Origin of the sequence: Cryptosporangium minutisporangium (genome assembly GCF_039536245.1) — a bacterium.
Taxonomy (GTDB): domain Bacteria; phylum Actinomycetota; class Actinomycetes; order Mycobacteriales; family Cryptosporangiaceae; genus Cryptosporangium; species Cryptosporangium minutisporangium.
Genome location: NZ_BAAAYN010000037.1, coordinates 57,171 through 69,567 on the forward strand (window position 1 = coordinate 57,171; position 12,397 = coordinate 69,567).

Consider the following 12,397-nt stretch of genomic DNA (forward strand, 5'->3'; position numbering starts at 1 on the left):
CCCGCCTCTGTTCGCCTCTACGGTCAGACCGGCGTCGGAGTGAGCCGGACCCGCCGCAGCAGCTGGGCGTTGAGCGCGACGACGATCGTCGATGCGGACATGAGCACCGCGCCGATCGCGGGACTGAGCGTGATCCCGGCCCACGCCAGGACCCCGGCCGCCAGCGGGATGGCGATCACGTTGTAGCCGGCGGCCCAAGCGAGGTTCTGGACCATCTTGCGGTAGGACGCCCGTGAGAGCCGGATCACGCCGGTGACCCCGCGCGGGTCGGAGGAGGCGAGGACCACCCCGGCGGATTCGATCGCGACGTCGGTGCCCGCGCCGATGGCCAGGCCGACGTCGGCTCGGGCCAGCGCCGGCGCGTCGTTCACGCCGTCACCGACCATCGCCACGGTCAGCCCGCGAGCCTGCAGGTCGGCGACTGCACGGTCCTTGTCGGCCGGCAGCACCTCGGCGAACACCTCGTCGACGCCGGGGCGGAACCCCAGGTCGGCCGCGACCGCCTCGGCGACGGGCCGGGCGTCACCGGTGATCATGACGATCTTGCCGACGCCCTGGTCACGCAGTTCGGCGATGGCCTGGCGCGCCTCGGGCCGCACCTCGTCCTCGAGCGCGAAGGCGCCGAGCACCTCCGGCGCCCCGTCCACGCGGACCAGGTGCAGGACCGCGGCGCCGCGCTGCGACCACGCCCCGGTCGACGCGGCCAGGTCGTCGGGCGCCGAGGCGCCCAGTTCGCGCAGCAGGGCCGGACCACCGACCGCGTACGGGACGCCGTCGACGACGGCTTGCACGCCGCGCCCGGTGAGGGACCGGAAACCGGTGGCGGTCGCGGCCAGCTCCCGGCCGGCGGCGGTCGTCACGATCGCCCGGGCCAACGGGTGCTCGCTGTCGGCTTCCACGGCCGCGGCGACCCGCAGCACGTCGTCCTCGTTGCGGTCGCCGGCTGCGGCGATCCCGGTGACGGTGTGCGCGCCCTTGGTCAGGGTGCCGGTCTTGTCGAACAGCACCGCGTCGACGTGACGCATCCGCTCCAGCGCGAGCCGGTCCTTGACGAGGATTCCCGCCTTCGCCGACACCGCGGTCGACAACGCGATCACCAGCGGGATCGCCAGCCCGAGGGCGTGCGGGCACGCGATCACCAGCACGGTCACCGTCCGCACCACGGACTGGTCCAGATCGCCGAGCGCCCACCACGTGACGAACGTCAGCAACGCCGCCGCCGAGGCGATGTAGAACAGCAGCGCGGCGAACCGGTCGGCGAGCACCTGTGCCCGTCCGCCCGCGGCTTGCGCCTGCGCCACGAGACGGCCGATGCCGGCCAGCGCGGTGTCTTCGCCGACGGCGGTGATCTCCACTCGGATCGCCGAATCCGTAGCCACCGTTCCGGCCACGACGCGGTCCCCGGCGCCGCGGGAGACCGGGCGGGACTCTCCGGTGATCATCGACTCGTCCAACTCGGCGCTGCCGTCGGTGATCCGGCCGTCGGCCGGTACCCGGCCACCGGAGCGGACCAGCACCACGTCGCCGACGCGTAGCTCGGAAACCCGAACCCGCTGGGTGCCGCCGTGTTCGTCGACGCGCTCGGCGTCGTCGGGCAGGAGCGCGGCGAGGGCGGACAGCGCCCCCTGCGCCTGACCGATCGCCTTCATCTCCTGCCAGTGCCCCAGCAGCATGATGGTGACCAGCGCGGCCAGCTCCCACCAGAAGTCCAGGTCGAACAGGTCCAGCGCGGTTGCCAGCGACGCGACGTAGGCGACGGTGATCGCCATCGAGATCAGCAGCATCATGCCGGGCGCGCGGTCCCGGATCTCGGTGACGGCTCCGGCGAGGAACGGCCAGCCACCGTAGAGGAACACGACCGACCCCAGCGTCGGTCCGACCCAGTCGATGCCCGGGAAGTCCAGGCGGTAGCCGAACCAGTCCATGACCATCGGGCTGGTCAGCACGATCGGCACGGTCAGCGCCAGGCTCAGCCAGAACTTTCGACGGAAGGCCTCCGGGTCGTGGCCGGCGTGCTTGTCGTGCCCACCCTGACCGTGCCCGCCGTGCTCGTGGCCGCTGTGGGCGCTGTGGCCGTGCTCGCTGTGGACGCCGTGCTCGGCGGCGCCGTGGGCGGCCGGGACGTGTGTCGTCGTGGCCGCGGAAACGTCGTGGCTGCTCGGGTAGGAGCGCATCACAACCACCTCCTTCGCCACTAGGTATACCCCTACGGGGTATGGGTGGCAAGGGCGTGCAGCAGACTCATGGCCGTGGATTTGCCGCGCAGTTTCACCATCCGGGAGAGCACTCACCGGATCCTCAACCCGTTCACCCCGGAGAAGCTCGCCACGCTGGGAGCGGCGCTGCGCATGCCGGCCGGAGCGTCGATCCTCGATCTGTGCTCCGGCAAGGGCGAGCTGCTGTGCACCTGGGCCGCGGCCCACGGCGTCACCGGCACCGGCGTCGACATCAGTACCGTTTTTGTCTCCGCGGCGCGCGAGCGTGCTGCGGAGCTGGGCGTCGCCGATCGTGTGACGTTCGTGCACGGCGACGCCTCCACCTACGCCTCGCCCGAGCTGGTCGATGTCGCGGCGTGTCTCGGCGGCACGCACATCGGCGGTGGAGCCGCCGGTACCGTCGCGCTCCTCGAACGTCAGCTGCGACCGGGCGGCGTCCTGCTGATCGGTGACTGCTTCTGGCGCTCGGAGCCTCCGAGCCAGGAAGCGATCGAGGGCTGCCACGCCGCCACTCGCGACGACTTCAACACCCTGCCGGGGCTGGTCGAGCGCTTCGGCGGGCTGGGGTTCGACGTCGTCGAGATGGTGCTGGCCGACGAGGACAGCTGGGATCGGTACGCGGCGGCGCAGTGGATGAACATCCGCCGGTGGCTCGATGCCAATCCCGACGACGAGCTCGCGCCGGAGCTCCGCGCCGAGCTGGAGCACGATCCACTGCGCCACACCCGCTTCCGCAGGCACCTGCTCGGCTGGGGAGTGTTCGCGCTGATGCGGCGCTGAGGAGCCGTCCCGGGGACCGCGACCGGCATGGGGCGGCCCAGCCGCTGCGCGCCGATCGCCGCCCTGAAGGGCTACTTGCCGGTCGGTGGAGTGACGCCCGCTTCGCGCAGGGCCGCCCAGGCGTCCGCCACCGGCCCGAGGTGCCGGAGCTTATCGGGGTTGTTCACCGTACGGATCGTCTGGATCTGGCCGTCGACGATGTCGAGCGCCCAGGTGTTGAACACCTTGCCGTCGCTGTCGTGGAAGACCGCGCCGGGCTCTCCGTTCACCAGGTGGGGCGTTACCCGTCCGCCGATCCGTGCGAACGCCTCGACGAGGGTGGCGAGCGCCCCGGCCACGTGCTCCAGGCCGACGAAACGGTCCGCCCACCGTGGTGCCTTGCCGCCGCCGTCGGCGATCAGCTGGACGTCGGCGGCGAGCAGTTCCCGCAGCCCGTCGAGGTCCCCGTCCCGGAACGCGTCGAGGAATCGCCCGGCGAGCTCGTCGCGCTCGTTGCGGTCGGCCTCGAATCGCGGCCGACCCGCGTCCATGTGGCGGCGTGCCCGCACCATCAGCTGGCGGCAGGCGGCCTCCGACCGCCCCACCGCGGAGGCGACCTCGGGGAACCCGAATCCGAACACCTCCCGCAGCACGAACACCGCGCGTTCGAGCGGGCTGAGCCGTTCGAGCAGCAGGAGGGCCGCCATCGACACCGAGTCGGCCAGCTCCGCTGACCGCGCCGGATCCTCGTACGGGTCGGCGAGCAGTGGCTCGGGGAACCACGGCCCGGTGTACTCCTCCCGCCGGACGCGGGCAGAGCGCAGCACGTCGATGGAGATCCGGCTGACGGTGGTCGACAGGAAGGCCTTGGCCGAGGTCGGTTGGGTGGGGGTGGCCGCATACCGCAGCCACGTCTCCTGGATCGCGTCCTCGGCCTCGCTCACGCTGCCGAGGATCCGGTAGGCGATCGAGAACAGCAGCGGCCGCAGCTCCTCGAACTCCTCGATCCGGGTCACCGCCTGCTCCTCTGGGTCACCACGACACCGATCACCACGACACCGATCACCATGGCACTGGGCCGTCCGCGCTGAAGAAGCCGGCGGTCGGTCCGTCCGCACCGAGCGTGGCCAGGCGCACCAGAACGGCGGCACCCTGGGCGGGTGTGAGGTGCCCGGTGTGGTTGTTGCTGTCGGTGTCGACGAAGCCGGGAGCGGCGGCGTTGACCAGGATCCCGTCCTCGCGGAACTCGTTGGCGTACTGCACGGTCAACGCACTGAGCGCGCTCTTGGACGGCGAGTACGCTGCCGACGGCAGCAGCGCGGTGAACGGGCCCTCCGGATCACTGTTCAGCGTCAGCGACGCGGCGTGGCTGCTGACGTTGACGATGCGCGGCGCCGGTGACCGCCGCAGCAGCGGCAGCATCGCGTTGGTGACCGCGATGACCCCGAAGACGTTGGTCTCGAATACCGCGCAAACCATGTCCAGTTCGACGCCGCTCGGAATCTGATCGGTGGCGTCCAGGGGCGAGACCTGCCCGGAGCCGGTGATGCCGGCGTTGTTGATCAGCACGTCGAGGTGCCCGAAGCGCGCCTCGATCTGCTCGGCGGCCGCCCGGACGACGGCGTGGTCGGTGACGTCCAGGACGACCGCGTGCGCGTCCCCGCCCGCCGCGCGGATGCCGGCTGCGGCCTCCTCGCCGCGGTGCGGGTCCCTCGCCCCGAGCAGGACCGTCATGCCCAGCGCGGCCAGCTGTTCGGCCGCCGCGCGACCGATCCCCTTGTTCGCCCCGGTAACCAGCGCGATCTTGCTCATGACCAGCTCCTTGCCGTGGGTGTGTCCCTCGCGGAACCTCTCTTCGAGACCGAGACGAGACAGCCCGGAGTCCTGTGACATGGGGGCGCCGATGCGCGGTGTGTCGGCGTCAGGGCCAGGTCAAGCGGCGGCGTAGAAGGCTCCGCTCCGCCGGATTGCCGGTCAGAGCGAGCGCCCGCTCGTCCGCCGCGCGAGCCTGATCCTGGTCGCCGAGATCGCGCAGCAGCTCGGCTCGGGTGGCATGGAACAGGTGCCGGCTCGTGTGGTTCCGGACCACACGAGCCAACTCGTCGTGCGCCGCTGGGGTCATCCCGCTATCGGGCGGATCTCGACGATGGGGCAGGCCGGCCACGATTTCGCGATCCGCAGCGCCTCGTCGAGGTCGGCGACGTCGATCTCGGCGTAGCCGCTGACGATCTCCTTTCCTTCCACGTACGGCCCGTCGGTGATCAGCGGATCACCGTGGTCGAGGCGCAGCGTGGTGGCGGTGTCCGGCGGCATCAGGTGCGCGTGGTGGGTGATCTTGGGGGCGTTGTCCACGAACCACTGGTGCACCCGGGCGTAGGCGCGCTCTCGCTCCGCGTCGTCCATGGCGGCCAGGTCGGCGGTGAACTGCTCGGTGTCGGCGAACATCAGCACGTACTTCATGGTTTCCCCGTCTCCTCCGTCAGGCGAACAGGGCGGCCATCCGCCGGTTCATCTCGTCCGGGTCCACGTCCTCGACGTGAGTGGCGACCGTCCAGGCGTGCCCGTACGGGTCGACGATGAACGCGTCCCGGTCACCGTAGAACTGGTTCTCCGGTGGGCGCCGCACGACGGCACCGAGCTCAGCAGCTCGCGCGACGACCGCGTCGACGTCCTCCACGAACACGAACTGGAAGACCGGTGTACCGGGCAGGCCGCCTTCGGGCGGCGCGGTCGTGCCGCGCTGCGGGTCCTCGTCCTCGACGATCAGCACCGCGTCGCCGATCTCGATCTCCGCGTGCACAATGATCCCGCCGGGGCCCGGGGACCGCATGCGCTCGGTCGCGCCGAACACGTNGCGCGGTCGTGCCGCGCTGCGGGTCCTCGTCCTCGACGATCAGCACCGCGTCGCCGATCTCGATCTCCGCGTGCACAATGATCCCGCCGGGGCCCGGGGACCGCATGCGCTCGGTCGCGCCGAACACGTCCGCGTAGAAGGCCAGGGCGTTAGCGGCGCCGTTCACGACCAGGCACGGTGTGACCCGGCGATAGTTGGTCGGAGCGGGCTGGGGCCGTGCTGCAGTCATCTCTTCGACCTCCGTTGTCGGTGTCTCTACCAAGAAGACGATCTGCGAACGGCCGGATCCGACAACCGGGCCGCCCGAATCCTCGGCGGCTTCGATTTCAGCCAGGTGCCGCGAGCCGGCTGCCGGGTTCGGCGGCGTCGCATGATGGGTGTCATGCAGATCGGAGAGTTGTCCCGGCGGACGGGCGTCAGCGTGCGGTCACTGCGCTACTACGAGGAGGAGGGGCTCCTGTACTCCACGCGCTGCGCGAACGGCTACCGCCGCTACGACGACGAAGCGGTCGAACGCGTCGAGCAGATCCGCGGCATGATCGAGAGTGGACTCCCGACTCGGATCATCCGCGACATCCTGCCGTTCGTCGAGGCGCCGACCGCGCTGATGCCCCGGGTTCCGTGCGATCGGATGCTCACGCAGGTCGCCGAGCAGCGGGAGCACCTGCACCGGCGGATCGAGATCCTCCGCCGTAACCGCGATGCGCTCGACGCGTACCTGGGTGCCGCGCGCACGGCTGCGGAGGGCCCGCAGAAGGCTTGACCCTCACACAACCGTGAGGGTTTTAGCGTCCGGCTATGAGTACCGAGCACCACATGCGGGCCCTGCAGCAGACCTCGTTCCACGGCCCGAAAGACATGCGCTTGATCACCGACGCGCCGGTGCCGACGCCGGGACCAGGAGAGGTCCTGATCCGCGTCGCCGCCGCGGGGGTCAACTTCGCCGACGTGACGCAGACCTACGGTCGTTACCGCGGTGGCCCGCAGCCGCCGTACCTCGCCGGTTTTGAAGGCGCCGGTGAGGTCGTCGCCTCCGGCGGGGACGTGACCGGGGTCGAGATCGGTCAGCACGTGCTGGGCACCGGTTACGGCGCTTTCGCCGAGTACCTGGTGCTCCCCGCGTCCACCGCGGTGGCGGTGCCGGACGGCTGGGACGATCACCAGGCCCTCGGTCTCGTTCTCAACTGGGGTACCGCGCTGGCCGCGCTCCGGCCGTTGGGCCGCCTCGAGCCCGGAGAGACCGTGGTGATCCACGCCGCCGCCGGTGGGGTGGGGCAGGCCGCGGTGCGGGCGGCCAAAAATCGTGGCGCGGTCGTCATCGCCGCCGCGTCCATGCCCAAGCACGACGTCGTGCGGGCGCTCGGCGCCGACCACGTCGTCGACCCGGGCCGCTCCGACCTCGCGGCCCAGGTGCGGGAGCTGACCAGCGGCCGAGGAGCCGACCTGGTGCTCGAGTCCGTCGGCGGCGCGACGTTCGCCGCGAGCCTGGCCGCGGCCCGGCCGGTCACCGGCCGGGTCGTCGTCTACGGGCTCGCCGCGGGGGAGGCCTCGGTCACCAACCACCAGCTGGTCTTCGATCACCAGGTCCAGGTGATCGGATTGCACATCGGCGTGCTCGGGCAGGTGGCACCCGACATGTTCGCCGAGGTGATGGCGGAGGTCGACGCGCTGCGCACGGCGGGAGTCGTGGTGCCCGGCCATCCGGCCGCCTACGACCTGGAGGACGGGCCCGACGTCCTGGCCCGTCTGGAGGCACGGGCGACGACGGGGAAGCTGGTCCTCCGTCCCTGAGCGGTGCGCCCCTCGACGTCAGCGTCGGGGGGCGAGCAGCTGCCGGTGCAAGCGCTGCAGTGGTGGCAGGAGGCCGTAGACGACGATCGGCACCGCGATCGTGGCGAGGACCAGCGTCCGCAGGACGGTCGGCGTGCCGCGGAGCAGGCTGCCGAGCAGCAGCTGGAGCACGGTGAGCGTGGGGAAAACGGCCAGCCAGATCATCACGGCCAAGTGGTGACGGGGCGGCGGGCCGACGCGGCTGGGGGTCGTCTCAGATGTGTTCATGGGCATAGCCTGCGCGGGCGGGTGTCAGAGCGGCAAAGGTTGTTGCCAATACTGGGAACGTGGAGCACACGCCTGCCATCACGGCCACGCTGGCCGAGGTCGGCCCTCGACTACGGCGCCTACGGACCCAGCGCGGCATCACCCTCACGGCCCTTGCCGAAACCACCGGGATCTCCAAGAGCACCCTCTCGCGTCTGGAGAGCGGTCAGCGGCGACCTAGTCTGGAGCTACTGCTGCCGATCGCGCAGGCCCACCAGGTCCCGCTGGACGAGCTCGTCGGTGCGCCGCAGGTAGGCGACCCGCGAGTACGGCTCGTAGCCCGCCAAGCGAACGGCCGCACGGTTCTGCCGCTGACTCGGCACGCCGGTTCGTTGCAGGCATGGAAGGTCGTCATTCCCGCAGATCAGACCGTGCCGGACCTCCGCGTCCACGAGGGCTACGAGTGGCTCTACGTGCTGTCCGGCCAACTCCGCCTGGTCCTCGCCGAGCACGACTTCCTCCTGCGAGCCGGCGAGGCGGCGGAGTTCGACACCCGGCTCCCGCACTGGTTCGGCAGCGTCGGCGAGCACCCCGTGGAGATCCTCAGCATTCTCGGCCGTCAAGGCGAGCGGATGCACGTCCGCGCCCGACCGCGGGAGTCCCGCCGCTGATCACTACCGCCCGGCGCTACTCGGGTGACGCGATGCGGGCGAGCGCGCCGATCTCCAATGCCGTCCAGAGCGCTCCGTCGGGTCCGAGGGTGATGCCGTGAGGCTCGGAGTTCGGGGTCGGCAAGGGGTGGGCCGTGACCGCACCGTCCGGGGTGAGCGCGCCGACGCGGTTCCCACCCCACTCGGTGAACCAGAGCGCGCCGTCGGCACCCGCGGTGATGGCGTGGGGTCGGCCGGCGCGGTCCGGCAACGGGAACTCGCGAATCGTCCCGCCGGAAGTGATTCGTCCGATCTGGCCGGCGCCGATCTCGACGAACCAGACCGCCCCGTCCGGTCCGGCGGTGATGCCGACCGGAGCTGCGGCCTCGGTCGGCAGGGGGTGAACCGTGATCGCGCCGTCCATGCCGATGCTGCCGATCGCGTTGGCCTGGTTGAGGGTGAACCACATGCGGTCGTCGGGGCCCGCGGTGATCGCGGACGGGAACGCTCCGGTGGTCGGGAGCGGGAACTCGGTGACCCGGCCGTCCGTAGTGATCCGGCCGATGCGGTCGGCGCTGCTCTCGGTGAACCACAGGGCGCTGTCCGGCCCCGCGGCGATGCCGAACGGCCCGCACTCCGGAGTGGGCAGCGCGAACTCGGTGACTGCCCCGTCGGTGGTGATGCGGCCGATGCGGTGGGCTCGGTACTCGGTGAACCACAGCGCGCCGTCCGGACCGACGGCGATGATGCTCGGCCCGCTCGCCGGATCGAGCTGGTGGCTGACGGGCTCGCCGCCGGGTGCGACTCGGCCGATGCGTCCGCTGTGAACCATGGTGAACCACAGCGCGCTGTCCGGGCCGGTGACGACGGCGTAGGGGCCGCTGTCCCGGTCGGTCACGACGTACTCCTGGATGGCGGGTGTCACGTGGGCGGCTCCGTCCGTGAGCTTCTTAACGCTACTAATGTAGCGATAGCATCAAACCATGAGCCCGCAGCGAGTGGAAACCGACTTCTCTGACGAGGCGCGTCCCGCGCGTCGGCCCGGTGGCCGCAGCGCTGAGGTTCGCCGACGCGTGCTGGACGCAGTCCGCGCCGAACTGGTGGAACACGGTTACGACGCGCTGAGCATGGACGCCGTCGCCGACCGTTCCGCCGTCCACCGAACCACCGTGTACCGGCGCTGGCGTGACGTCGGTGGACTACTCGCCGACGTCCTCGCCGAGGCGGCCGGAGACGAGTGGCGTCCGTCCGATACCGGCTCCCTCGACGACGATCTCATCGCGGTGAACCGCGAGGTCTACGCCGCGCTGACGGGCGATTCCCCGATCACGACCGCGCTGATCGCCGCCTCGTTCCGATCCGAGCAGGCAGCGGACGCCCTTCGCGTGTTCTGGGCCGACCGGTACGACCGGTGCGCCGTCATCGTGCGGCGGGCCATCGAGCGCGGCGAGATCTCGGCACGGACCGACGCCCGGCGGCTGCTGATCGCGGCCACCGCTCCGCTCTACCACGAGCTGGTGCTCCTGCGAACGGCTGCCGGCGTCCGGTTGGCCGACCACGCCGCCCGAGACGCCGCCACCGCCGCGCGAGCAGGCGCCTTCGAGGCCTGACGCGCGGCCCGGGCCCGCGTCAGGGTGCAGGCACGGCGTGTTCGGCTGCCCGGCTCACCGGCTCCCAGCTGGCCCAGGTGTCCATTCGCCGACGCGAGATGTCGAACGCGAGGTCGTACACCATGCTGCCGAGCAGGAGCCGCAACGGCGGGTCGTCGCTGTCCACGAGCTTCACTACCGCCTCGGCGGCGAGTCGCGGCTCGCTGTCGATCGAGCCGTCCGCCCACTGCCGCTCAAGTTCGGCGCGGAGCGGGCCGTACGTCTCCATCGGGGTGGTGGAGGCCATGCTGGTGTACAGGTCGGTCCAGTAGCCGCCGGGCTGGACCATGCTGACCTTGACGCCGAAGGTCGCCGCCTCCATCGCCAGGGCCTCGCTCATGCCCTCCAGCGCGAACTTGCTCGCGCTGTACATCCCGGTGCTCGGGAAGCCGCCGAGCGCGGCGATGCTCGAGATCTGCACGATGTGGCCGGCTCCTCGGGCCCGCAAGTGCGGCAGCACTGCCTGGCTGACCCAGAGTGCTCCGAAGAAGTTGACCTCGAATTGGGCCCGCGCCTCGGCTTCGGTGAATTCCTCGACCATCCCCGAGGACATCGTGCCGGCGTTGTTGACGACGACGTCCAGCTGCCCGAATCGCTGGATGGCGGTGTCCACGGCGGCAAAGACCGCTGCCCGGTCGGTGACGTCGAGCGTCAGCGCCAGCAGTCGGTCACCGTGACGCTCGTCGAAATCGGTCGGGACGATGCTGCGGGCCGCGGCGACCACTCGATCTCCGCGTTCGAGCGCGGCGACGGCGAACGCACGGCCCAGGCCGCGGCTGGCGCCGGTCACGAACCAGGTGCGGGGGGCGGAAGGGGCTGAGGTGCGCATAGTGATCTCCGCTTCACCGAGACGAGACGGTCCGTCTCGTCGTCTGTCGTGACTGTACGAGCGGATCGACGGCGCGTCAAGACGAGACGTTCCGTCTTGCAAAACGGATAGGGTGCAGGGGTGACCACCGAACGCAGAGCCACTGCCAACGCCGCGCGCCGGAAGGAAACCTCCCGGCGCGCCATTCTCACCTCGGCGTTCGAGCTGGTGCAGGAGGTGGGGTACGTCAAGCTGACGATCGAGGGCATCGCCGCCAGGGCAGGGGTCGGCAAGCAGACCATCTACCGCTGGTGGCCGTCCAAGGGCGCGGTCCTGTTCGACGCCTTCCTGATGCTCAGCGAGGACGGCGCCGGCGAGCCTGCGGCGTTGCCCGACACCGGCGACCTGGAAGCCGATCTGAAGACGGTGCTCCGCGCCACGGTCGCGGAGCTGACCGATCCGCGGTACGACGAGCCGATGCGCGCCCTGGCCACCGAGATCGCGCACGACCCGGAGTTGGCCGCCGCGTACCTCGAACGGTTGGACGCTCCACTGAAGGAGCTCAAGCGGCAACGGCTGCGCAGCGCCCAGCGAGCCGGCCAGCTCGCCGACGACCTCGACCTCGACGTCGCCATGGATCTGATCTGGGGGCCGCTGCTCAACCGGTGGCTGCAGCGCACCGGGCCGCTCACCGCCGAGTACGCCGACCGCGTCGTCACCACCAGCCTCAACGGCCTGCGCCCGCGTTCGCCCGAGGGCGGGTCGGCCCGCGCCGGTGCATGATCGACCTCAGCGGTGTTCGTTCTCGCTGAGCGGGATCACCCAGGCGCGACGCTCGGCGATCTTGCCGTCGCGGATCACGAACACCTCCGCCATCGACATCCGCACCGGCTCGCCGGACTCCTGAGGTGCCCACCCGCTGAGCTCGGCCATCACGGTGTCGCCCTCCTCGACCATCCGCACCACGTCGAGCCGGGGAGGGCCGACCCACCCGGGCCCTTCGATGGCGTCGGCGTAGGCGTCCTTGCCGGTCAGGTAGAAGTGTCCGAACACGGTCCAGCGGATGTCCTCGGTCAAGCAGGACAGGATCTTTTGGTGATCGTTGGTCCGGAAGCCGTCGAGGTAGGTCTCCACGAGCTGCTTGTTCGGTGACGCGTTCATGCGGCCCTCTCCGGTAGTCCCTCCGACGCCCACGGGCGCCACTGCAGGGAGTCGTAGCCGGTTGCCGGCTCTCGACATCGTGTCGGGGTCCGGCTCGGAGCTCCCGTCCGGCAGCAGCGTGGACACCACTGCGTCGGCGCCGGGTGCCTGCCGGAAGAACCCCGTACCGGCCACGAGCCCGCAGGGAACACGGAGTCGGCGTGAGGTGGTTGTCGCCGTTTCGGGTGACCGCCGAGATGGTTGTCGCCCCTTCCGGCCCATGG

The 12,397-nt window shown here is 70.8% G+C and carries 16 protein-coding genes; 6 read left to right on the forward strand and 10 right to left on the reverse strand.

Features of this window, described 5'->3' with window-relative positions:
• Positions 1-23 precede the first annotated feature (23 nt).
• Positions 24-2,174, reverse strand: a complete 2,151-nt coding sequence (locus tag ABEB28_RS26900; RefSeq protein ID WP_345731003.1) for a heavy metal translocating P-type ATPase — start codon at positions 2,172-2,174, stop codon at positions 24-26.
• Between the two features lie 75 nt (positions 2,175-2,249).
• Here ABEB28_RS26900 and ABEB28_RS26905 point away from each other — a divergent pair, with 75 nt between their 5' ends.
• Entirely contained in the window at positions 2,250-2,996 is a 747-nt protein-coding gene (locus ABEB28_RS26905; RefSeq protein ID WP_345731004.1) for an SAM-dependent methyltransferase, read from the forward strand.
• 71 nt (positions 2,997-3,067) lie between these two features.
• Here the strand turns inward: ABEB28_RS26905 and ABEB28_RS26910 are convergent, their stop codons facing one another.
• From ABEB28_RS26910 to ABEB28_RS26930, 5 genes are all read right to left on the reverse strand, one after another.
• Positions 3,068-3,991, reverse strand: coding sequence for an RNA polymerase sigma-70 factor (locus ABEB28_RS26910; RefSeq protein WP_345731005.1), 924 nt, complete (start codon positions 3,989-3,991; stop codon positions 3,068-3,070).
• Positions 3,992-4,037: 46 nt separating this feature from the next.
• A complete protein-coding gene (locus tag ABEB28_RS26915; protein ID WP_345731006.1) occupies positions 4,038-4,787 on the reverse strand; it encodes an SDR family oxidoreductase in 750 nt (249 codons plus the stop codon).
• Positions 4,788-4,896: 109 nt separating this feature from the next.
• The gene (locus ABEB28_RS26920; protein WP_345731007.1) at positions 4,897-5,097 is read right to left on the reverse strand and encodes a hypothetical protein; all 201 of its coding nucleotides are present in this window, start codon (positions 5,095-5,097) and stop codon (positions 4,897-4,899) included.
• The gene (locus ABEB28_RS26925; RefSeq protein ID WP_345731008.1) at positions 5,094-5,435 is read right to left on the reverse strand and encodes a YciI family protein; all 342 of its coding nucleotides are present in this window, start codon (positions 5,433-5,435) and stop codon (positions 5,094-5,096) included. Before ABEB28_RS26925 ends, ABEB28_RS26920 begins: the two co-directional genes overlap by 4 nt.
• 19 nt (positions 5,436-5,454) lie before the next feature.
• Positions 5,455-5,805, reverse strand: coding sequence for a VOC family protein (locus ABEB28_RS26930; RefSeq protein ID WP_425559000.1), 351 nt, complete (start codon positions 5,803-5,805; stop codon positions 5,455-5,457).
• Between the two features lie 406 nt (positions 5,806-6,211).
• On the opposite strand from ABEB28_RS26930, the gene ABEB28_RS26935 reads away from it, so the two are divergent.
• Positions 6,212-6,592, forward strand: coding sequence for a MerR family transcriptional regulator (locus tag ABEB28_RS26935; RefSeq protein WP_345731010.1), 381 nt, complete (start codon positions 6,212-6,214; stop codon positions 6,590-6,592).
• Positions 6,593-6,627: 35 nt separating this feature from the next.
• On the forward strand, positions 6,628-7,620 hold the full coding sequence (locus ABEB28_RS26940; protein ID WP_345731011.1) for an NADPH:quinone oxidoreductase family protein: 993 nt from the start codon (positions 6,628-6,630) through the stop codon (positions 7,618-7,620).
• Between the two features lie 18 nt (positions 7,621-7,638).
• Here the strand turns inward: ABEB28_RS26940 and ABEB28_RS26945 are convergent, their stop codons facing one another.
• Positions 7,639-7,887 carry a putative antibiotic biosynthesis monooxygenase gene (locus ABEB28_RS26945; RefSeq protein ID WP_345731012.1) on the reverse strand — a complete coding sequence of 83 codons (249 nt, stop codon included), beginning with the start codon at positions 7,885-7,887 and terminating at the stop codon, positions 7,639-7,641.
• A 59-nt stretch (positions 7,888-7,946) separates the two neighbouring features.
• Here ABEB28_RS26945 and ABEB28_RS26950 point away from each other — a divergent pair, with 59 nt between their 5' ends.
• Positions 7,947-8,537 (forward strand): helix-turn-helix domain-containing protein, encoded by a 591-nt coding sequence (locus ABEB28_RS26950; protein WP_345731013.1) that lies wholly within the window; start codon positions 7,947-7,949, stop codon positions 8,535-8,537.
• A 16-nt stretch (positions 8,538-8,553) separates the two neighbouring features.
• Here ABEB28_RS26950 and ABEB28_RS26955 read toward each other — a convergent pair whose 3' ends face one another.
• On the reverse strand, positions 8,554-9,441 hold the full coding sequence (locus ABEB28_RS26955; protein WP_345731014.1) for a Vgb family protein: 888 nt from the start codon (positions 9,439-9,441) through the stop codon (positions 8,554-8,556).
• Between the two features lie 58 nt (positions 9,442-9,499).
• Between ABEB28_RS26955 and ABEB28_RS26960 the strand changes: the two genes are divergently transcribed.
• The gene (locus ABEB28_RS26960; RefSeq protein ID WP_345731015.1) at positions 9,500-10,126 is read left to right on the forward strand and encodes a TetR/AcrR family transcriptional regulator; all 627 of its coding nucleotides are present in this window, start codon (positions 9,500-9,502) and stop codon (positions 10,124-10,126) included.
• Positions 10,127-10,145: 19 nt separating this feature from the next.
• On the opposite strand, the gene ABEB28_RS26965 is transcribed toward ABEB28_RS26960, so the two are convergent.
• Positions 10,146-10,994 (reverse strand): SDR family oxidoreductase, encoded by an 849-nt coding sequence (locus tag ABEB28_RS26965; RefSeq protein WP_345731016.1) that lies wholly within the window; start codon positions 10,992-10,994, stop codon positions 10,146-10,148.
• A gap of 120 nt (positions 10,995-11,114) precedes the next feature.
• Between ABEB28_RS26965 and ABEB28_RS26970 the strand changes: the two genes are divergently transcribed.
• Entirely contained in the window at positions 11,115-11,756 is a 642-nt protein-coding gene (locus ABEB28_RS26970; protein WP_345731017.1) for a TetR/AcrR family transcriptional regulator, read from the forward strand.
• A gap of 6 nt (positions 11,757-11,762) precedes the next feature.
• On the opposite strand, the gene ABEB28_RS26975 is transcribed toward ABEB28_RS26970, so the two are convergent.
• Complete coding sequence (locus tag ABEB28_RS26975; protein WP_345731018.1) at positions 11,763-12,134, reverse strand: nuclear transport factor 2 family protein; 372 nt, start codon at positions 12,132-12,134, stop codon at positions 11,763-11,765.
• Positions 12,135-12,397: the final 263 nt, after the last annotated feature.